General features: G+C 68.6%; 2 protein-coding genes (1 of these 2 running past the window's edge). Both read left to right on the top strand.

Annotated elements, in window-relative coordinates; genetic code table 11:
- Positions 1 to 8,894: the final stretch of a non-ribosomal peptide synthase/polyketide synthase gene (locus ACMGT0_RS19575; RefSeq protein WP_416769358.1), read on the top strand. The gene continues 13,810 nt to the left of window position 1, outside the view; the window shows 8,894 of its 22,704 coding nt (coding positions 13,811-22,704); its start codon lies beyond the left edge, outside the window; its stop codon occupies positions 8,892 to 8,894.
- The gene (locus ACMGT0_RS19570) at positions 8,891 to 23,587 is read left to right on the top strand and encodes an amino acid adenylation domain-containing protein (RefSeq protein WP_416769356.1); all 14,697 of its coding nucleotides are present in this window, start codon (positions 8,891 to 8,893) and stop codon (positions 23,585 to 23,587) included. The genes ACMGT0_RS19575 and ACMGT0_RS19570 overlap by 4 nt, the downstream gene beginning before the upstream one ends.

The raw sequence follows: 23,587 nt of genomic DNA, 5'->3' as shown, positions 1-23,587 counted from the left end.
TGCCAGTGCCCCTGGACACGGCCTTGAGCCGACGCCTGCGTGGGCAGGCCCGCCAGCTCGGCGTGAGTGCCGCCAGCCTGCTGCACCTGGCCTGGGCCCGGGTGCTGGGGCAGGTGTCGGGGCGCGAGGAGGTAGTATTCGGCACCGTACTGCTGGGGCGGATGCAGGGCGGCGAAGGGGCCGACCGTGCGCTGGGGATGTTCATCAACACCTTGCCGTTGCGGGTCAGTGTGGGTTCCGTCGGCGTCCGCGAAGCCCTGCGCACCACTCACGGGCGGCTGTCGCAACTGCTCGGCCACGAGCACGCCTCGCTGGCCCTGGCCCAGCGTTGCAGCGGCGTGCCGGCTTCGCTGCCGCTGTTCAGCAGCCTGTTCAACTACCGTCATAGCGCCGCGGGCGAGACTTCGGCGCAGCAGGCGGCGACCTGGGACGGCATCCGCCTGCTGCAGGCGCGCGAGCGCAGCAACTATCCGCTGGTGCTCAACGTCGATGACCTGGGCGAGGACTTCTCGTTCAAGATCCAGGCTCCGGCCGAACTCGGTCTGGAACGGATCGGCGGCTACCTGCGCACGACCCTGCAGCATCTGGTCGATGCCCTGGAGCACGCGCCGACGACGCCGCTGCAGACGCTGCCGATGCTGCCGCCGCAGGAGCGCGAGCACCTGCTGCACGGCTTCAACGCCACCGAACGCCGCTATCCCGTCGAGCAGACCCTGCACAGCCTGTTCGAGGCACGGGCCGAGGCCCGTCCGCACGCGACGGCGCTCATCCATGGCGAGCAGGTGCTCGACTATGGCGAACTCAACCGTCGTGCCAACCGCCTGGCCCATCATCTGATCGGCCTGGGCGTGAGGCCCGGCCATCATCTGGCGATCCTGCTGGAGCGCTCGGCGGACCTGCTGGTCAGCCAACTGGCGATCAGCAAGTGTGCGGCGGTCTATGTGCCGCTGGACATCAACGCACCGGCCGAGCGCCAGGCCTTCATGATCGAGGATAGCCAGGCGCTGCTGTTGCTGACCCGCAGCAGCGAGACGCTCGGCTATCCGGTCCGGCGTGTCGATCTCGACCAGCTCGATCTCGACGGCCAGCCGGACCATGACCCACGCTTGCGGCAGTCGAGCGAGTCGGCGGCCTACATCATGTACACCTCCGGCTCCACCGGTACGCCCAAGGGGGTCCTGGTGCCCCATCGGGCGGTCAGCCGGCTGGTGCTCAACAACGGCTATGCCGAGTTCAATGAGCAGGACCGGGTGGCCTTCGCCTCCAACCCGGCGTTCGACGCCAGCACCCTGGAAGTCTGGGCGCCACTGCTCAACGGCGGCTGTGCGGTGGTGGTCGAACAGGACGTGCTGCTGTCCCGCGAGGCCCTGGCGAACCTGCTGCGCGAGCAGCGGATCAGTGTGCTGTGGATGACCGCCGGCCTGTTCCACCAGCATGCCGATGGCCTGCTGGCGGCCTTGCGCGGCCTGCGCTACCTGATCGTCGGTGGCGATGTGCTCGACCCCGCGGTGGTCGAGCGGGTGCTGCGCGACGGTGCGCCACAGCATCTGCTCAACGGTTACGGACCGACCGAAGCCACCACCTTCTCGACCACCTTCGAAATCACCGCAGTCGAGGGCGGCAGCATTCCGATCGGCCGGCCCATCGGCAACACACGCGCCTATGTGCTCGACGCCCGCCAGCAGCCGGTGCCGGTCGGCGTGGTCGGTGAGTTGTACATCGGTGGCCTCGGGGTTGCCCTGGGCTACCTGAACCAGCCGCAACTGAGCGCCGAGAAGTTCCTCGTCGATCCGTTCAGCCCCAGTTCCCAGGGCCTGATGTACCGCAGCGGCGACCTGGTGCGCTGGCGTGCCGACGGCAACCTGGAGTATCTGGGCCGTAACGACAATCAGGTCAAGCTGCGTGGTTTCCGCATCGAGCTGGGCGAGATCGAGACCCGCCTGGGCCGCCATCCGCAGGTGCGCGATGTGGCGGTGCTGGTGCGTGAACTCGCGCCGGGCGACAAGCGCCTGGTGGCCTGGTTCACCGCTGCCGTGGCCGGCGCGGCGCCGGATGTCGAAGCGCTGCGCAATCACCTGCAGGCACAGTTGCCGGACTACATGGTGCCTTCGGCCTACGTGCAGCTCGACGCCTTGCCGCTGACCGCCAACGGCAAGCTCGACCGCCGGGCGCTGCCGGCACCGGACCAGGCCGCGCTGTCGAGTCGGGCGTTCGAAGCCCCGCAAGGGGAGGTGGAAACCGCCCTGGCGCGGATCTGGGCCGAGGTGCTCAAGGTCGAACAGGTGGGTCGCCACGACCACTTCTTCGAACTGGGCGGCCACTCGCTGCTGGCGGTGACGCTGATCGAGCGCATGCGCCAGGCCGGCCTCAGTGCCGACGTGCGGGTGCTGTTCAGCCAGCCGACCCTGGCGGCCCTGGCCGCCGCCATCGGCAGCGGTCGCGAGATCGAGGTACCGCGCAACCTGATCGAGGTCGGTTGCCAGCACATCACCCCGCAACTGCTGCCCCTGGTGGAACTGGACCAGGCGAGCATCGATCGTCTCGTCGCCACGGTACCCGGCGGGGCGGCCAACGTGCAGGACATCTACCCGCTGGCGCCGTTGCAGGAAGGCATTCTCTATCACCACATGAGTGCCGGACAGGGCGATCCGTACCTGCTGCAATCGCAGATGGCCTTCGACAGCCGGGTGCATCTGCAGGCGGTGATCGAGGCCTTGCAGCAGGTGGTCGACCGCCACGACATTCTGCGTACCAGCGTGCACTGGGACGGCCTGGAGCGGCCGTTGCAACTGGTGCGCCGGCAGGCCAAACTGCCGGTGCAGGAGCTGCTGCTCGACCCGGCGGCCGGGGACGTGCTGGAGCAGTTGCAGCAGCGCTTCGAGACCCGCCGCTACCGCCTGGATATCCGTCAGGCGCCGCTGCTGCAACTGGTGTATGCCAACGATCCGCTGAACCGGCGCATCGTCGCGATCCTGATGTTCCACCACCTGGCACTGGACCATACCGCCATGGCGGTGGTAGTCGAGGAAATGCATGCGCTGTTGCAGCGCGGCGGCGAGGGCCTGGCCGCGCCGGTGCCGTATCGCAACTATGTGGCCCAGGCGCGCCTGGGGGGCAGCGAGCAGGAGCACGAGGCGTTCTTCCGCGACATGCTGGGCGATATCGACGAGCCGACCCTGCCGTTCGGCCTGCAGGACGTGCAGGGCGATGGCCGGGACATCGAGGAAGCACCGCTGATGCTGGCCGAGGCCCTGAGCCGCCGGCTGCGTGAGCAGGCCCGCCTGCTCGGGGTCAGTGCGGCGAGCCTGATGCACCTGGCCTGGGCGCGCGTGCTGGGCGTCACCGCCGGCAAGGACCGGGTGGTGTTCGGCACGGTGCTGATGGGTCGCATGCAGGGCGGCGAGGGGGCCGACCGGGCCCTGGGGATGTTCATCAATACCCTGCCGCTGCGGGTCGAGGTGGACGGTACGGCGGTACGTGAAGGGGTCAAGGCCACCCACGAGCGCCTGACCGCACTGCTGGGCCATGAGCATGCCTCGCTGGCCCTGGCCCAGCGCTGCAGCGCGGTGGAGCCTGCGCTGCCGCTATTCAGTGCCCTGCTCAACTACCGCCATAGCGCCCACGACGCGTTGCCGGCAGAGGCCGGGGATGTCTGGCAGGGTATTCACCTGCTGGGCGGCGAGGAGCGCACCAACTATCCGCTGACCCTGAGTGTCGATGACCTCGGTCTCGACTTCCGGCTGCGGGTGCTGGCGGCGACTTCGGTCGGCGCGCGGCGCGTGGCCGGGTACATGCAGGGTGCCCTGGAGCAGTTGGCCGAGGCACTGGAGCAGGGGGGCGCGCTTGCCCTGAACCGTCTGGCGATCCTGCCGGCGGCAGAGCGCCGGCAACTGCTGGTGGGCTTCAATGCCAGTGCCGCCGGTTTCCCGCAGGGCCAGACCGTCCATGGTCTGTTCGAGGCCGAGGCCGAGCGTCGGCCAGAGGCGCTGGCGGTGGTGCAGGGCGACGCGACGCTCAGCTACCGCGAGCTCAATCGCCAGGCCAACCGGTTGGCCCACCATCTGCGCACGCTGGGCGTGCAGCCGGATGATCGGGTGGCGATCTCGGTCCGTCGTGGCCCGCAGATGCTGGTGGGCCTGTTGGCGATTCTCAAGGCCGGGGCCGGTTATGTGCCGGTCGATCCGGCCCTGCCGGATGAGCGCCAGCGTTACCTGCTCGAAGACAGCGCACCGGCGGTGCTGCTGACCCAGAGCGAGTGGCGTGGACGGTTGCCGGGCCTGCAGGTGCCGGTGCTGGAACTGGACCGGGTCACCTGGCAGGAGCAGTCCGTCGACAATCCCGTGCCGGGCGCGCTGACGCCGGCGCACCTGGCCTATGTGATCTACACCTCCGGTTCCACCGGTCTGCCGAAAGGGGTGATGGTCGAGCACCGTACCGTGGAGAACCTGGTGCACTGGCATCGCACGGCCTTCGACCTGCAGCCCGGCGGCCATGCCTCCAGCGTCGCCGGTTTCGGTTTCGACGCCATGGCCTGGGAAGTCTGGTCGACGCTGTGCGTCGGCGCGACCCTGCACCTGCCACCGGCGCAGATCGATCACCAGGACATCGATCGCCTGCTCGGCTGGTGGTTGCAGCAACCGTTGCAGGTGAGTTTCCTGTCCACCCCGGTGGCCGAACATGCCTTCAGCCGGCAACTCGAACATCCGACCCTGCGTACCCTGCTGATCGGTGGCGACCGCCTGCGCCAGTTCAGCCAGGCGCAGCGCTTCGCGGTGATCAACAACTACGGCCCGACCGAAGCCACGGTGGTGGCGACCTCCGGCCTGATGGAAGCCGGGCAGGTGCTGCATATCGGCAAGCCGATCGCCAATACCCGGGTCTACCTGCTGGACGAACAGCTGCAACCGGTGCCGGTCGGCGTGGCGGGCGAGTTGTATATCGGCGGGGCCGGCGTGGCGCGGGGTTATCTCAACCGTCCTGATCTGACCGCCGAACGTTTCATCCGCGATCCGTTCAGTGCCGATCCGCAGGCGCGCCTCTACCGTACCGGCGACCAGGCGCGGTGGCTGGCCGATGGCAATCTCGATTACCTCGGCCGTAACGACGACCAGCTGAAAATCCGCGGGGTGCGCATCGAACCGGGCGAGATCGAGGCGGCCTTGAGCGGTCATGCGTCGGTCAGGGACGCCGTGGTGCTGGTCCGTGACGGACGTCTGGTGGCCTGGTTCAGCGCCGATGAAAGTCTGTCGATCGAAACGTTGAGCGACTACCTGCACGATCACCTGCCGGACTACATGGTGCCGTCGGCCTATGTGCAGCTCGATGCGCTGCCGCTGACCGCCAACGGCAAGCTCGATCGCCGGGCACTGCCGGCGCCGGACCAGGCGGCCCTGTTGAGCCGCGCGTTCGAGGCCCCGCAAGGGGCCGTCGAGATCGCCCTGGCGCAGATCTGGGCCGAGGTGCTCAAGGTCGAGCGGGTGGGTCGCCACGACCACTTCTTCGAGCTGGGCGGCCATTCGCTGCTGGCGGTGACGCTGATCGAGCGCATGCGCCAGGTCGGTCTCGACAGCGATGTGCGGGTGCTGTTCAACCAGCCGACCCTGGCGGCGCTGGCCGCAGCCATCGGCAGCGGTCGCGAAGTCGAGGTACCGGAAAACCGCATTCCCGCCGCTTGCCGGCACATCACCCCGGATCTGCTGTCGCTGATCGAGCTGGACCAGTCGAGCATCGATCGTCTCGTCGCCGCCATCCCCGGTGGCGCGGCCAACGTGCAGGACATCTACCCGCTGGCACCGCTGCAGGAAGGCATCCTCTATCACCACATGAGTGCCGGGCAGGGCGACCCGTACCTGCTGCAGTCGCAGATGGCCTTTGACAGCCTGGCGGACCTGCAGGCCTTTACCGGCGCCCTGCAGCAGGTGATCGACCGCCACGACATCCTGCGCACCAGCGTGCACTGGGAAGGGCTGGAACGGCCGCTGCAGGTGGTGCGCCGGCAGGCGCCGCTGCGGATCCGGGAGGTCGCGCTGCAGGCCGCTGATGGCGATGTCCTGGCGCAGTTGCACCGGCGCTTCGATGCCCGGCACTACCGCCTGGATATCCGCCAGGCACCCCTGGTGGAGCTGGTGCATGCCCACGACCCGGTCGGCCAGCGGATCGTCGCGATCCTGCTGTTCCATCACCTGGCCGTCGACCACACTGCGATGGAAGTGGTGGGCCACGAAATGCGTGCCTTCATCGAAGGCCGTGCCGATGCACTCGGCGCGCCGGTGCCGTACCGCAACTACGTAGCCCAGGCGCGCCTGGGCGTCAGCGAACAGGAGCACGAAGCGTTCTTCCGCGAGATGCTTGGCGATATCGATGAGCCGACCCTGCCATTCGGCCTGCAGGACGTGCAGGGCGACGGGCACGACATCGAGGAAGCCTGGCAGCGCCTGCCACTGGAGCTTGCCATTCGGCTGCGCCAGCAGGCACGGCTGCTCGGGGTCAGCGCCGCGAGCCTGTTCCACCTGGCCTGGGCCCGGGTGCTGGCGGCCGCTTCCGGCCGGCAGACGGTGGTGTTCGGCACGGTGCTGCTGGGGCGCATGCAGGGCGGCGACGGTGCCGACCGGGCGTTGGGCATGTTCATCAACAGCCTGCCGTTGCGGGTCGATATCGACGACACGCCGGCGCGCGCCGGGGTCAAGGCGATCCACGGCCGCCTGACCGCGCTGCTCGGCCACGAGCACGCCTCGCTGGCCCTGGCCCAGCGCTGCAGTGGCGTGGCCGCGTCGCTGCCGCTGTTCAGCGCGATGCTCAACTATCGCCACAGTGATGCCGGTCTCTTCGACAAGGCCACCCCAGGTGCCTGGAGGGGCATCGAGACCCTGGCCAGCGAGGAGCGCACCAATTATCCGCTGAGCCTGAACGTCGACGACCTGGGTGAAGGCTTCAGCATGACCGCGATGACGCCGACCCGCATCGGTGCGCAGCGCGTCTGTGACTTCATGCTGGCGGCCCTGGAAGGGCTGGTCGAGGCGCTGGAGCAGGCGCCGCGGCGGGCGCTCAACCGCCTGCCGGTGCTGACTGACCGCGAGCGTCGGCAGGTGCTGGAGGCGTTCAATGCCACCGAGGTCGCCTACGACCTCGAGCGGACCCTCCATGGCCTGTTCGAGGCCCAGGCCGAACGTGCGCCGCAGGCGCAGGCGGTGGCCGCCGGCGAGCAGCGCCTGGGCTACGGCGAACTGAATCGCCGCGCCAACCAGTTGGCCCACTACCTGCGCGAGCGGGGTGTGGGGCCGGACAGCCGGGTGGCGATCTGCGTCGAACGCGGCCTGGGCATGGTCGTCGGCCTGCTGGCGATCCTCAAGGCCGGTGGCGCCTACGTGCCGCTGGACCCGGCCTATCCGGCCGAGCGGATCGCCTACATGCTCGCTGACAGCGCGCCGCTGGCGGTGCTGGTGCAGGGCCGCACCCGCGACCTGCTGGGTGAGGTGACGGCACCGGTGATCGATCTGGACTGCAACACCTGGCAGGACCGCTCGGCGGACAATCCACAGGTACCCGGCCTGACCCCACGGCACAGCGCCTACGTGATCTACACCTCCGGTTCCACCGGCCAGCCCAAGGGCGTGATCAACGAACACGCGGCGGTGGTCAACCGCCTGCTGTGGATGCAGGACGAGTACGGCCTGACTGCGGATGATGCGGTGCTGCAGAAAACCCCGTTCAGCTTCGACGTGTCGGTCTGGGAGTTCTTCTGGCCGCTGTTCACCGGTGCACGGCTGGTGATGGCGCGTCCGGAAGGGCACAAGGACCCGATCTACCTGGGCGAGGTGATCAAGGCCGAACAGATCACCACCTTGCACTTCGTACCGTCGATGCTCGACCTCTTCCTGGCCCATGGCGATGTCAGCCGTTGTGCCAGCGTCCAGCGGGTGATGTGCAGCGGTGAGGCCTTGCCGGGCAGCGTGGTGCGGCGGTTCAAGGCGCAGTTGCCGCATGCCGGGTTGCACAACCTCTATGGCCCGACCGAGGCCGCGGTGGACGTGACGGCCTGGAACTGTGCCGGCCCGATCGAGCAGACCCCGGACAACACGCCGATCGGCAAACCGATCGCCAACACCCGGATGTACCTGCTCGACGCTCAGATGCAGCCGGTACCGCTGGGTGTGGTCGGTGAGCTGTACATCGGCGGGGTGCAGGTGGCACGCGGTTACCTCAATCGTCCCGAGCTGACTGCGGAACGTTTCCTCGACGATCCGTTCAGCGCGACGCCGGAGGCCCGGATGTACCGCACGGGCGATGTCGGCCGCTACCTGGCGGACGGCAACATCGAGTACCTGGGGCGTAACGACGACCAGGTGAAGATCCGCGGCCTGCGTATCGAGCTGGGCGAGATCCAGGCGCGCCTGACCGCCTTCCCGGCGGTGCAGGAGGCGGTGGTGGTGGCCCGTGAGGACGTCGCGGGCGACAAGCGCCTGGTGGCCTACTACACGGCGGCCGAGGTCCAGGACATCGATGCGCTGCGGGCCCATCTGCTGGAGCAACTGCCGGACTACATGGTCCCGGCGCTGTTCGTGCACCTGGCGGCGCTGCCGCTGAGCCCCAACGGCAAGCTCGATCGCAAGGCGCTGCCGGCGCCGGACCAGGCGGCCCTGGTCGTGCGCGAGTACGAGGCACCGCTGGGTGAAACCGAAATACTGATGGCCCGGCTCTGGGCGGAACTGCTGAATGTCGAGCGTGTAGGGCGCCACGACAACTTCTTCGAGCTGGGTGGGCACTCACTGCTGGCCGTCAGCCTGATCGGCCGTCTGCACCAGGAAGGCATGGAAGCCGACATGAGGGCGCTGTTCGAACAACCGACGTTGGCCGGATACGCCGCAATTACCGAACAAATGGAGATCGCCTTGTGAACGTGACGGAACTGCTGGCCATATTGAAGGCAAAAGGCATCCAACTGGCTGTCAGGAACGATCAACTGATCGTACAGGGTAACAAGCAGGCACTGACCGAGCCTGAACTGCTGGCGCGCCTGCGCGAGTACAAACCGGTGCTGATCGGCATGATCCGCGACGGTTCCTATTCGCCGGCGGCGAGCGGCCAGGTGACGGTGCCGGCCAACGCCATCGAGGCCGGGACCACCCGCATCACCCCGGCGATGCTGCCCCTGGCCAATCTGGACCAGGAGCAGATCGACCGGATCGTCGCCCAGGTACCGGGCGGGGTCGCCAACGTGCAGGATATCTACCCGCTGGCACCGTTGCAGGAGGGCATCCTGTTCCACCACGCCAGTGCGACGCAGGGGGATCCCTATGTCATGCAGTCACAGTTCGCCTTCGCCGACCTGGAGCGGCTGACGGCTTTCGCCCAGGCCTTGCAGAAGGTCATCGACCGCCACGACATCCTGCGCACCGCAGTGCTCTGGGAGGGCCTGGAAAGTCCGGTACAGGTGGTCTGGCGCAAGGCCGAACTGGTGGTGGAAGAGGTGCTGCTCGAACCGCACGAGGGTGAGGCGCTGCAACGGTTGCACGAGCGTTTCGACGCTCGCCACTATCGCCTCGATGTGAGCCGGGCACCGCTGATCCGCCTGGTGTACGCGCGCGATGAAGCCGCGCAGCGGCTGGTGGCGATGTTGCTGTTCCACCACATGGCCCTGGACCATAGCGCACTGGACGTAGTGCGCCATGAGATGGGCGCGTTCCTGCGCGGGCAGGGTGGGCAACTGGGCCAGCCGGTGCCGTTTCGCAACTATGTAGCCCAGGCCCGCCTGGGAATCAGCCAGGCGGAGCATGAAAGCTTCTTCCGCGAGATGCTGGCGGAGATCGACGAGCCGACCTTGCCCTACGGCCTGCAGGACGTGCAGGGCGACGGCACGGCCATCGACGAATTCAATCTGGCGCTGGAGCCGCAACTGAACCTTCGGCTGCGGGCCCTGGCCCGGCAGCAGGGGGCGAGTGTCGCCAGCCTGTTCCACCTGGCCTGGGGCCAGGTGCTGGCGGCGTTGTCGGGCAGGCGCAGCGTGGTCTTTGGCACGGTGCTGATGGGCCGCATGCAGGGCGGTGGCGATGGCGACCGGGCGCTGGGAATCTTCATCAACACGCTGCCGGTGCGGGTCGATATCGGCGGCCTGACGGTCCAGGCCGGGGTCCGTGCGACCCAGGCCCGGCTCACCGCGCTGATGCGCCACGAACACGCACCGCTGGCGCTGGCCCAGCGCTGCAGTGGGGTCGAGGTGCCAACGCCGCTGTTCAGCAGCCTGCTCAACTACCGGCACAACGGCCTGGCGGTCGCCGCCAGCGCCAGCGACGCGGCCTCGGCCTGGCATGGCATCACCCCGCTGAGTTCCGAGGAGCGCACCAACTACCCGCTGACCCTGAGCGTCGACGATCAGGGCGAGGACTTCCGCCTGGCCCTGCTGGCCAGTTCGCAGATCGACGGGCAGCGGGTCTGTGACTACATGCGCACGGCCCTGGAGCAACTGGCGCAGGCCCTCGAACAGAGTCCGCAGGCGTTGCTGGAGCACCTGTCGATCCTGCCGATGGATGAGCGCGAGCTGTTGCTGAAGGGCTTCAACGCCAGCCAGGCCGACTACCGGCAAGGGTTGACCCTGCACCAGCGCATCGCCGCCCGGGCTGCCGAACAGCCGCAGGCGGTGGCTGCGGTGTGCCAGGGACAATCATTGAGTTATGCCGAGTTGAACCGGCAGGCCGAGGTCCTGGCCCACCACCTGGGTGAACTCGGCGTTCGCCCCGACCAGCGGGTGGCGATCGTTGCCCGGCGCGGGCTCGATACCCTGGTCGGGTTGCTGGCGATTCTCAAGGCCGGGGCCGGCTATGTGCCGATCGATCCGGCCCACCCGGCCGAGCGCCTGCGTTACCTGCTCGACGACAGCGCACCGGTGGCGGTGCTGACCCAGGACGACCTGCTGGCCCGCCTGCCGGAACTGGCGGTGCCGGTGATCAACCTCGACAAACCGTTCTGGCAGGAGCACACCGTCGCCAGCGGGCAACTGCCGACCCCTGATCCCCGGCACCTGGCCTATGTGATCTACACCTCCGGTTCCACCGGGCTGCCCAAGGGGGTGATGGTCGAGCACCACACCGTGTCCAACCTGGTGGACTGGCATTGCGCGGCCTTCGATCTGTGCCCGGGACGGCACACCTCCAGCGTCGCCGGTTTCGGCTTCGACGCCATGGCCTGGGAAGTCTGGCCGGCCCTGTGCGCCGGGGCGACCCTGCACCTGCCGCCGCCGGCCGAGGGCGGCGAGGATGTCGACGGCCTGCTCGACTGGTGGTGCGCGCAGCCGCTGGACGTCAGCTTCCTGCCGACGCCGATCGCCGAACACGCCTTTGCCCGGAATCTCGAACACCCGACCCTGCGCACACTGCTGATCGGCGGTGACCGCCTGCGCCAGTTCAGCCGCAACCAGACCTTCGAGGTGATCAACAACTATGGCCCGACCGAGGCCACGGTGGTCGCCACCTCGGGGCGGGTCGAGGCCGGGCAGCTCCTGCATATCGGCAAGCCGATGAGCAATGCGCGCGTCTACCTGCTCGACGAACGCCAACGCCCGGTGCCGCTGGGGGTGGCCGGTGAGCTGTATGTCGGCGGTGCCGGCGTCGCCCGCGGTTACCTCAACCGCCCGGAACTGACCGCCGAGCGTTTTCTCCATGATCCGTTCAGCGATGATCCCCGGGCGCGCATGTACCGCACCGGCGACCTGGCCCGCTGGCAGCTCGACGGCACCCTCGAGTACCTGGGACGCAACGACGACCAGGTGAAGATCCGCGGCATGCGCATCGAGCTGGGCGAGATCGAGAGCCGGCTCAACCAGCTTCCCGGTATCCAGGAAGCGGTGGTGCTGGCCCGCGAGGACCAGCCGGGGCAAGCGCGGCTGGTGGCCTATTTCACCGAGCAGGCGCAGGTCGATGCGTTGCAAACCGCCGAGCTGCGGGCCTGGCTGCAGGCCCACCTGCCGGACTACATGGTGCCGGCCGCCTATGTGAAGCTGGCCGCGCTGCCGCTCACGGCCAACGGCAAGCTCGATCGTCGGGCGCTGCCCAGGCCCGAGCTGGATGACCTGTTCACCCGCGAGTACGAAGCGCCCGAGGGCGAGCTGGAAATCACCCTGGCGCAGATCTGGAGCGAGGTGCTGCAGGTCGAGCGGGTCGGTCGCCGCGATCATTTCTTCGAACTGGGCGGGCACTCGCTGCTGGCGATGCGCATGGTGGCGCAGGTCCGCCAGCGCCTCGGCGTGGAATTGGCGCTGGCGCAACTGTTCGCCAATGCCGAGCTGGCGGCGGTGGCCGAAACCCTCGGCCAGGCGGCCCGCAGTACCCTGCCGGACATTCTCGCGGTGGCGCGGGACCAGGCGCTGCCACTGTCGTTCGCCCAGCAGCGGCTGTGGTTCCTGGCGCAGATGGGCGCCGCGAGCAGCGCCTACAACATTCCGGTCGGCCTGGGCCTGCACGGCCCGCTGGACAGCCAGGCGCTGCAACGGGCGCTGGCGCGTATCGTCGAGCGTCACGAGACCCTGCGCAGTCGTTTCGTCCTGCACGGTGACGAGCCACGGGTGGAGATCGCTCCGGTCGGCCAGGGGCTGCGGTTCGCCATCGAGGACCTGCGCGCGACCCCCGATGCCCAGACCTGCGTCCAGGCGCGCCTGCGCGAGGAAGCCGGCGAACCGTTCGACCTGCAACAGGGGCCGCTGATCCGTGGCCGTCTGCTGTGCCTGGCCGACCGGCACCATGTGCTGCTGCTGACCCTGCACCATATCGTCTCCGATGGCTGGTCGATGGGCGTGCTGACCCGCGAGCTGATGGCGCTCTACGAGGCCTTCCGCCACGCCCGGCCTGACCCGCTGCCACCGTTGGCGGTGCAGTACGGCGACTTCGCCGTGTGGCAACGGCGTTGGCTCGATGGCGAGCTGTTGCAGCAGCAGGGCAGCTACTGGCAACAGGCCCTGGCCGGCGCGCCAGCCCTGCTGATGGTGCCCACCGACCGGCCGCGTCCGGCCCGCCAGGACTACGCCGGCGCCACGATCGGTTTCACTCTGGATGAACGCCTGAGCGCCGCGGTCAGGGCCCTCGGCCAGCGTCATGGCACCACCCCCTACATGACCCTGCTGGCCGCCTGGGCCCTGCTGCTGGGGCGCCTCAGCGGGCAGCATGATCTGGTGATCGGCTCGCCGGTGGCCAACCGCCAGCGGGCCGAGGTGGAAGGCCTGGTGGGGCTGTTCGTCAACACCCTGGCGATCCGCCTCGATGTCTCCCCGCAGCAGACCGTCGAGGCGCTGCTGGCCCAGGTGCGCGAACGGACCCTGCAGGCCCAGGCTCACCAGGACCTGCCGTTCGAGCAGGTGGTGGAGCTGACCCGGCCGGAGCGCAGCCTGGCCCACAGCCCGCTGTTCCAGAGCATGTTCTCCTGGCAGAACCACGATGAGGCGGCGCTGCAACTGGGCGACCTGCAACTGGAGGCGCTGGCCGGCAGCGGGCAGTTCGCCAAGTTCGACCTGGCCCTCGACCTCGGTGACGGCGGCGCGCAACTGGTGGGCTCGCTGACCTATGCCACGGCCCTGTTCGACGCGGCCACCATCGAGCGTTATCTCGGTTATCTGCGTGGTGTGCTGCAGGCGATGGTCGACAACGACCAGGCCAGCCTCGGCCAGGCCAATCTGCTGGACGAAGCGCAGCGCGTGCAGTTGCTGCAGGACTTCAATGCCAGCCAGGTCGAGTACCCCCGTGGGCATACCCTGCACGGGTTGTTTGAACGTCAGGTCGAGCGCACGCCGGATGCCGTGGCGGTGCGGATGGACGGGCAGGCACTGAGCTACCGTGAGCTCAACCGTCAGGCCAACCAGCTGGCCCATCATCTGCGGGCACTGGGTGTGCAGGCGGATGAGCGGGTGGCGATCTGCGTGACCCGCGGGCCACGGATGCTGGTGGGCCTGTTGGCGATTCTCAAGGCCGGTGGCGCCTATGTGCCGGTCGATCCGGCCCATCCGGCCGAGCGGATCCGCTATCTGCTGGAGGACAGCGCCCCCCTGGCCGTGCTGGTCCAGGGCAACACCCGCGAGCTGGCGGGCCGGTTGCAGGTGCCGCTGGTCGATCTCGACCAGCCGACCTGGCACGACCAGCCCGTCAGCGATCCGCACGTGGCGGGGCTCGCTGCCCGGCACCTGGCCTATGTGATCTACACCTCTGGCTCCACCGGCCTGCCCAAGGGCGTGATGGTCGAGCACGGCACCGTGGAGAACCTGGTGCACTGGCACTGTGCGGCCTTCGATCTGCGTGCCGGCAGTCACACCGCCAGCGTTGCCGGCGTCGGTTTCGATGCCATGGTCTGGGAAGTCTGGCCGGCGCTGTGCGTGGGCGCGACCCTGCACCTGCCGCCGGCGAGCCTGGGCAGCGGCGAGCTGGATGGCCTGCTCGACTGGTGGCGGGCGCAGCCGTTGCAGGTGGCGTTCCTGCCGACGCCGGTGGCCGAGTATGCCTTTGGCCAGGGCCGTGGCCATCCGACCCTGCGCACCCTGCTGATCGGCGGCGACCGCCTGCGGCACTTCGCCGAGGACCCGGGCTTCGCGGTGATCAACAACTACGGCCCGACCGAAGCCACGGTGGTGGCGACCTCCGGGCAGGTCGAGCCGAATGGGCTGCTGCATATCGGTCGGCCGATCGCCAACGCGCGCCTCTATCTGCTGGACGAACAACTGCGTCCGGTGCCGGTGGGGGTGGCCGGCGAGCTGTATGTCGGGGGGGCCGGGGTGGCGCGCGGTTATCTGCACCGCCCGGAACTGACCGCCGAGCGCTTTCTCGACGACCCGTTCAGCACGCTGCCGCAGGCCCGCATGTATCGCACCGGCGACCTGGCGCGCTGGCGGGCCGACGGTACCGTCGAGTACCTGGGCCGCAACGACGACCAGGTGAAGATCCGTGGTGTACGGATCGAGCTGGGCGAGATCGAGGCCAGCCTCAACCGCCTGCCGGGCGTCCGTGAAGCGGTGGTGCTGGCCCGTGAGGATGAGCCCGGCCAGGTGCGCCTGGTGGCCTATCTGACCGAGGCGGCATCGGGCGGCTTGCCCGAGCCTGGCGAACTGCGCGCGCAGTTGGCGACGCAACTACCGGAGTACATGGTGCCGGTGGCCTATGTCCGGCTCGACGCGCTGCCGCTGACCGCCAATGGCAAGCTCGATCGCCGGGCGCTGCCGGCGCCGGCGCTGACGGCCCTGTCGCAGCGCGAATACCAGGCGCCCGAGGGCGAGCTGGAAAACACCCTGGCGCGGATCTGGGGCGAATTGCTGCAGGTCGAGCGGGTCGGTCGGCGGGACCATTTCTTCGAGCTGGGCGGCCACTCGTTGCTGGCGATGCGCATGGTTTCCCAGGTGCGCCTGCAATTGCAGCGCGAGCTGCCGTTGGGCGAGTTGTTCGCCAATCCCGAACTGGCGGCCGTGGCACGGTTTCTCCAGAGCGATGCACCGGTCAGCCTGCCGGCCATCGTCGCGGTTCCCCGTGACGGCGCGCTACCGCTGTCGTTCGCCCAGCAGCGGCTGTGGTTCCTGGCCCAGATGGACGGTGCCAACAGCGCCTATAACATTCCCGTCGCCCTGCGCCTGCGTGGGCAGTTGCAGGCCCAGGCCCTGCAACAGGCGCTGGCGACCCTCGTCGCGCGCCACGAAACCCTGCGCAGCCGTTTCGTCGAATGCGATGAAACACCCCAGGTGCTGATCGCCCCGGTTGAGGCCGGTCTGCTCCTGCAGGTAGAGGACCTGCGCCAGCATCCGCAGGCCGCCACCGCCCTGGAAGACCTGCTGAGCGATGAAGCCCGTGCTCCGTTCGACCTTGCGCGCGGGCCGTTGATTCGTGGCCGGCTGGTGATCATCGGCGAGGAGCATCATGTACTGCTGCTGACCCTGCACCACATCATCGCCGATGGCTGGTCGATGGACGTGCTGACCCGCGAGCTGGTCGCGCTGTACGCCGCCTTCAGCCGCGGCGAGGATGACCCGCTGCCGCCCCTGGCCTTGCAGTATGGCGACTTCGCCGTCTGGCAGCGGCAGTGGTTGAGCGGCGAAGTGCTGGCGCGGCAGAACGCCTACTGGCAGCAGGCCCTGAGTGGTGCGCCAGCCCTGTTGATGCTGCCCACGGACCGACCGCGTCCGGCGCGTCAGGACTATGCCGGGGGCCAGGTCGAGATCCATCTCGACGCGTCGTTGAGCGCGGGGCTCAGGGCGCTCGGCCAGCGCCATGGGCTGACGCTGTACATGACCCTGATGGCCGGCTGGGGCGCGCTGCTCGCTCGCCTGGCCGGACAGGACGAGGTGGTGATCGGTTCGCCGGTCGCCAACCGCCAGGGCGCGGAGATCGAGGGCCTGATCGGGCTGTTCGTCAATACCCTGGCGATTCGTCTCGATGTGGCCGGCGCCGGAAATGTCGCCGCGCTGTTGGCACAGGTTCGCCAGCGCATTCTTGAGGCCCAGGCGCACCAGGACCTGCCGTTCGAGCAGGTGGTGGAACTGATCCGGCCGGCGCGCAGCCTGGCCCACAGCCCGCTGTTCCAGACCCTGCTGACCTGGCAGGCGGGCGAGCGTGCCGAAGCGGTGCCCGGTGGCCTGCAGTTGGAAGGGATCGCTGCCCCGGGGCATTTCGCCAAGTTCGATCTGTCCCTGAACCTGGGCGAGACCCAGGGCTGCATCAGCGGTGGCCTGGTGTACGCCACGGCGTTGTTCGACGAGTCGACGATGCAGCGTTATGCCGGCTACTTCGAACGCCTGCTGCGGGCCATGGTCGCCGACGACCAGGCCCGGTTGGCGCGGATCGACCTGCTGGACATGACCGAGCGCGAGCACTTGCTGGGGGATTTCAATGCCACCGACACCGGCTACAACCTGGCGCAGACCCTTCATGGCCTGTTCCAGGACCAGGTCGAGTGGGCGCCGGAAGCCGTGGCGCTGCAGGCGGACGAGGAGCGCCTGACCTACCGGGCGCTGAACCAGCGCGCCAACCAGTTGGCCCACCACCTGCGCGAGCAGGGTGTGGAGCCGGATGCACGCGTGGCGATCTGCGTCGAACGCGGCCTGGAGATGGTCGTCGGCCTGTTGGCGATCCTCAAGGCCGGCGGCGCCTATGTACCGCTGGATCCGGCCTATCCGCAGGAGCGCATCGCCTACATGCTCGCTGACAGCGCACCGGCGGTGGTGCTGGTGCAGGGCCGCACCCGCGACCTGTTGGCTGAGGTGGCGGTACCGGTGATCGACCTGGACTGCAACACCTGGCACAACCGCTCGGTGAACAACCCGTGGGTGGGTGGACTGACCCCAAGGCATAGCGCCTACGTGATCTACACCTCCGGCTCCACCGGCCAGCCCAAGGGCGTGATCAACGAACACGCGGCGGTGGTCAACCGCCTGCTGTGGATGCAGGACGAATACGGCCTGACCCCGGATGACGCGGTGCTGCAGAAAACTCCGTTCAGCTTCGACGTGTCGGTCTGGGAGTTCTTCTGGCCGCTGTTCACCGGCGCGCGGCTGGTGATGGCGCGTCCGCAAGGGCACAAGGACCCGCTGTACCTGAGCGAGGTGATCCAGGCCGAGCAGATCACCACCTTGCATTTCGTGCCGTCGATGCTCGATGTGTTCCTGGCCCACGGTGATGCCGAACGCTGCGCCAGCGTGAAACGGGTCATGTGCAGCGGTGAAGCCTTGCCTGGCAGTGTGGTGCGTCGGTTCAAGGCGCAGTTGCCGGGTGCCGAACTGCACAACCTCTACGGTCCGACCGAGGCCGCGGTGGACGTGACGGCCTGGAACTGTGCCGGCCCGATCGAGCAGACTCCGGACAATACGCCGATCGGCAAGCCGATCGCCAACACCCGGATGTACCTGCTCGACCCACAGATGCAGCCGGTACCGCTGGGTGTGGTCGGTGAGTTGTACATCGGCGGGGTGCAGGTGGCACGCGGTTACCTCAATCGCCCCGAACTGACTGCGGAACGTTTCCTCGACGATCCGTTCAGCACGACGCCGGAGGCCCGGATGTACCGCACGGGCGATGTCGGCCGCTACCTGGCGGACGGCAACATCGAGTACCTGGGGCGTAACGACGACCAGGTGAAGATCCGCGGCCTGCGTATCGAGCTGGGCGAGATCCAGGCGCGCCTGACCGCCTTCCCGGCGATTCAGGAGGCAGTGGTGGTGGCCCGTGAGGACGTCGCGGGCGACAAGCGCCTGGTGGCCTACTACACGGCGGCCGAGGTTCAGGACATCGATGCGCTGCGGGCCCATCTGCTGGAGCAACTGCCGGACTACATGGTCCCGGCGCTGTTCGTGCACCTGGCGGCGCTGCCGCTGAGCCCCAACGGCAAGCTCGATCGCAAGGCGCTGCCGGCGCCGGACCAGGCGGCCCTGGTCGTGCGCGAGTACGAGGCACCGCTGGGTGAAACCGAAATACTGATGGCCCGGCTCTGGGCGCAGCTGCTGAAGGTCGAGCGTGTGGGGCGCCACGACAACTTCTTCGAGCTGGGTGGTCACTCGCTGCTGGCGGTCAGCCTGATCGGACGCATGCGCCGGCTTGGCCTGACGGCCGATGTGCGGGTGCTGTTCGGCCAGCCGACCCTGGCCGCGTTTGCCGCCAGCCTCGGCGCGGGGCGCGAGATCGAGATTCCGGCCAACCGCATCCGGGCCGGTGCCCGGCGGATCACGCCGGCTGACCTGGCGCTGGTGACACTGGAGCAGGAGGCCATCGACCGGATCGTCGCCAGCGTGCCGGGTGGCAGCGCCAACGTGCAGGACATCTACCCGCTGGCGCCGTTGCAGGCGGGGATTCTCTACCACCACCTGGCCGCCAGCGAAGGCGACCCGTACCTGCTGCAGGCGCAATTCGCGTTTGCCAGCCGGGAGCGCCTGGACGCCTTCAGCCAGGCTCTGGGGCAGGTGATCGAACGCAATGACATCCTGCGCAGCGCGGTCCTCTGGGACGGACTGCCGGAACCGTTGCAGGTGGTGCTGCGCGAGGCGCCGCTGGTGTGCGAGGCGGTGTCGCTGGATCCGGCCGATGGGGAGGTGTCCAGCCAGTTGCTGGCGCGCTTCGATACCCGCCACTATCGCCTGGACATCACCCGAGCGCCGTTGCTGCGCCTGGTGCACTGCGCCGATCCGGCCAATGGCCGGATCATCGGGCTGCTGTTGTTCCATCACCTGGTCATGGACCACGTCGCGCTGGAGGTGCTGCAGCAGGAACTGCAAGCCTGCCTGCTCGGCCATGGCGAACGGCTGGGCGCCGCAGTGCCTTACCGCAACTACGTGGCCCAGGCCCGTCTGGGCATGAGCGAGCAGGAGCACGAGACGTTCTTCCGCGAGCAACTGGGGGACATCGATGAGCCGACCCTGCCGTTCGGCCTGCGGGACGTTCAGAGCAATGGCGGTGGCGTCGAGGAGCGCCAGCGGCCGGTCGATCCGGCGTTGAGCCGACGCCTGCGCCAGCAGGCCCGGCAACTGGGGGTCAGCGCCGCGAGCCTGGTGCACCTGGCCTGGGCGCGGTTGCTCGGGGCGGCGGCGGCCCGTGAGCAGGTGGTGTTCGGCACCGTGCTGCTCGGGCGCCTGCAGGGCGGCGAGGGCGCCGAGCGGGCCCTGGGGGTCTTCATCAATACCTTGCCGTTGCGCGTCGACATCGACGCCCGGCCGGTACGCGAGGCCCTGCAGGCCACCCATGGACGCCTGGCCCGGCTGCTGGCCCATGAACATGCGCCGCTGGCGCTGATGCAGCGTTGCAGCGGCGTGGCCGCTGGCACGCCGCTGTTCAGTGCCTTGCTCAACTACCGGCACGGAGCCTCGGCAACGGCGGCAGACGATGAGGTTCGGGGCGCCTGGCAGGGCATCGAGTTGCTCAAGGCCGAGGAACGTACCAACTACCTGTTGACTCTCAGCGTCGACGACCTGGGCGAGGACTTCGCCCTGACCGCGCTGGCACCGGCACAGATCGGTGCGCAGCGGGTCTGCGACCTGATGCACGCGGTGCTGGAGAACCTGGCGCAGGCCCTGGAGCAGCAACCGACCTTGCCGATCGAGCAACTGTCGGTGCTGCCGGGCGATCAGCGTCGGCAGTTGCTGGACGGATTCAACGCGACCACGCGCGAGTATCCGCACCTGCAGACCGTGCACCGGCTGTTCGAGGCGCAGGCCCTGGCCCGTCCCGAGGCCCAGGCGCTGGTGCACGGGACACAGAGCCTCAGCTACCACGCCTTGAACGCCCGGGCCAACCGCTTGGCCCATCACCTGCTGGCCCTCGGCGTGGCGCCGGGTGACACGGTGGCGATCCTGCTGGAGCGCTCGGCGGACCTGCTGGCCAGCCAGTTGGCGATCAGCAAGTGCGCGGCGGTGTACGTGCCGCTGGACATCAATGCCCCGGTCGAACGCCAGCGCTTCATGCTTGAAGACAGCCGGGCGGTGCTGCTGTTGACGCGTGGTGATGAGCTGGCCGACCTGGCATTGCCCCGGGTCGAGCTGGACAGCCTGGCCCTCGACTGGCGGCCGGAGCACAACCCGGATCTGCCGCAGTCGTCCGAGACGGTGGCCTACCTCATGTACACCTCCGGCTCCACCGGTACCCCCAAGGGCGTACTGGTGCCGCACCGGGCGATCACGCGTTTGGTGATCAACAACGGCTACGCCGATTTCAACGAGCACGACCGGGTGGCCTTCGCTTCCAACCCGGCGTTCGACGCCAGTACCCTGGAGGTCTGGGCACCGTTGCTCAACGGCGGTTGCGTGGTGGTGGTCGACCAGGGCGACCTGCTGTCGCGTGATGTGCTGGGGGCGTTGTTGCAGGAGCAGGCCGTCAGCGTGTTGTGGATGACCGCCGGCCTGTTCCAGCAGTACGCCGACGGCTTGATGGAGGCTTTGCGTGGCCTGCGCTACCTGATCGTCGGTGGCGACGTGCTCGACCCGGCCGTGATCGAGCGGGTGCTCAGGCACGGGGCACCCCGGCATCTGCTCAATGGCTACGGCCCGACCGAGGCCACGACCTTCTCCACCACCTTCGAGATCACCACGGTGGGCGAGGGCAGCATCCCCATCGGCCGGCCGATCGGCAACGCCCGCGCCTATGTGCTGGATGCCCGGCGGCAGCCGGTGCCGGTAGGCGTGGTCGGTGAGTTGTATGTCGGTGGCGCGGGCGTGGCGAAGGGCTACCTGAACCAGCCGGAACTGACGGCGGAGAAATTCCTCGCCGACCCGTTCAACCCGCTGCCGGACAGCCTGATGTATCGCACCGGCGACCTGGTGCGCTGGCGCGCCGATGGCAACCTGGAGTACCTGGGGCGCAACGACGGCCAGGTGAAGATCCGTGGCTTCCGCATCGAGCTGGGCGAGATCGAGACCCGCCTGGGCCGGCATCCGCAGGTTCGCGAGGTGGTCGTGCAGGTACATGAGCTGGCGCCGGGCGACAAGCGCCTGGTGGCCTACTTCACGGCGATCGGCGAAGGCGTGGCGCCGCAGGTCGAGGAACTGCGCAACCATCTGCTCGGGCAATTGCCGGACTACATGGTGCCGTCGGCCTATGTGCGGTTGCCTCTGCTGCCCCTGACCGCCAACGGCAAGCTCGATCGCAAGGCGCTGCCGGTGCCGCTCATCGAGGACTTCGCCAGCCGTGCCCATGTCGCTCCGGCGAACCCGCTCGAGCAGACCCTGGCGCAGCTCTGGGCCGACGTGCTCAAGGTCGAGCGGATCGGCCGCCACGACAACTTCTTCGAGCTGGGAGGCCATTCGCTGTTGGCGATCCGCCTGGTCAACCTGCTGGAACAGGCGGGCCTGCCAGTGTCGCTGGCGGAGTTGTTCCAGCATGCCAGCGTCGAATCGCTCGCCACCTTGCTCAGCCAGCGCGGCGCCGCGCCGCAAGGGCGCGACGAGGTGATCACCGTGCGGGCCGGCGGCAGTCAGCCGGGGCTGTTCCTGGTGCATGAGTTCAGTGGTGCGGATGCCTATTTCCCGGTGCTGGGCCAGCACCTGCCCGGCGATTTCCCGATCTACGGCCTGCCGGGCATCGCCCTGGGCCAGCCGCAGTTGCGGACCATGGAGTGCCTGGCGGCACGGCTGGTGGAACTGATCCGCGAGGTGCAGCCGCAGGGGCCGTATCGCCTGGCCGGCTGGTCGTTCGGGGGGGTACTGGCCTACGAGATCGCCATCCAGTTGCTGGGCCAGGACCAGCCGGTGCAGTTCCTCGGCCTGTTGGACAGCTACGTGCCGCGCCTGACCGACCAGGGCAAGGCGCGCTGGGCCGGTGAGGCGGCGCACAAGCGCCACCTGCTGCTGCAATGCTCGGCCTGGCTTACCGTCGAAGGGCCGGCGGGCAGCGATGGCCTGGCGCAGGTGCGGCAGTTGGAGCAGGACCTGGACCGCTTCGACTTCGACGGCCTGCTGGAGCACTGCCGCGAACGGCAGTTGCTGCCGGCCAGTCTCGGTTCGGTATCGTCGCAGGCGTTGTGGCCGTTCATCGATCGCGAGGTGGCCCATGGGCATGCCTTGGCCCATTACCGCCTGCACCCGATCGGCATGCCGGTGCACCTGTTCCGGGCCGGCGAGCGTACCAGCGAGCTGGCGCGGCGCAGCGAGTCGCTGGGCTGGGCAGAGGCCCTGGGGCGTGGCGAACTGCGCTGCATCGAGGTACCGGGCGATCACTTGAGCATGATGCAGGCGCCGCATGTCCAGGTCCTCGGCCAGGCGCTCGGCGACGCCCTGGAGCGTGCGCAGGTGGCGCCGGGCAGCGTGCACCAGCCGCTGTTGACGATCCAGCAGGGCCGCGCCGGCCGCCCGCCGATCTTCTGCGTGCCCGGTGCCGGGGACAGTGTCACCGGATTTATCGGGCTCACCGATGCCCTCGGGCCGGACTGGCCGGTGATCGGCCTGCAGCCCCGCGGGCTGGATGGCGAGTCGGTGCCGCACAGTTGTGTCGAGAGTGCCGCGCAGTTGTATCTACAGGCGCTGGAGCAGGCCTGCCCGGAGGGGCCGTTGCATCTGGTCGGCCATTCCTTCGGTGGCTGGGTCGCCTTCGAAATGGCCACCCGGCTGCAGGCGGCCGGGCGCGAGGTGGCCTCGCTGACGTTGATCGACAGCGAGTCGCCCGGCGGCAACAGCGTGATCGGCAAGCCCTATACCACCACTGCGGCCCTGCAGCGGCTGGTCGAGGCGATGCAGTTGGCCTCGGGCAAGTCCCTGGGCATCGATGCGCAGGCCTTCGCCGAACAGGACGACAACACCCAACTGGCGCAACTGCATGCCGGCATGGTCCGGGTCGGTCTGCTTTCGGCACGGGCGGCGCCGCAGGCCATGCATGGCCCGGCGCGGACCTTCGCCAGCGCACTGCGTACCGTCTATCGGCCGCAGCGGGGTTTTGTCGGTCGGGCCAGCCTGGTGCTGGCGGACGATCCGACCCTGGACGCGGCCGGCAACCAGCGCGAGCAACAGGCGATGGTCGCCGGCTGGAGCGCCCAGGTCGACGAACTGACGGTCTGGTATGGGCCGGGCAACCATTTCAGCCTGCTCAAGGCGCCCGCCGTGAGCCAGCTGGCGGCCTGGTGGCTGGGCCGATTGTCGGCTGCCGTGGAGGAGGGGGTGTCGTGA

Origin of the sequence: Pseudomonas sp. RHF3.3-3 (genome assembly GCF_048069595.1) — a bacterium.
Lineage (GTDB): Bacteria > Pseudomonadota > Gammaproteobacteria > Pseudomonadales > Pseudomonadaceae > Aquipseudomonas > Aquipseudomonas fuscovaginae_B.
This window is presented reverse-complemented; position numbering and strand designations above follow the sequence as displayed.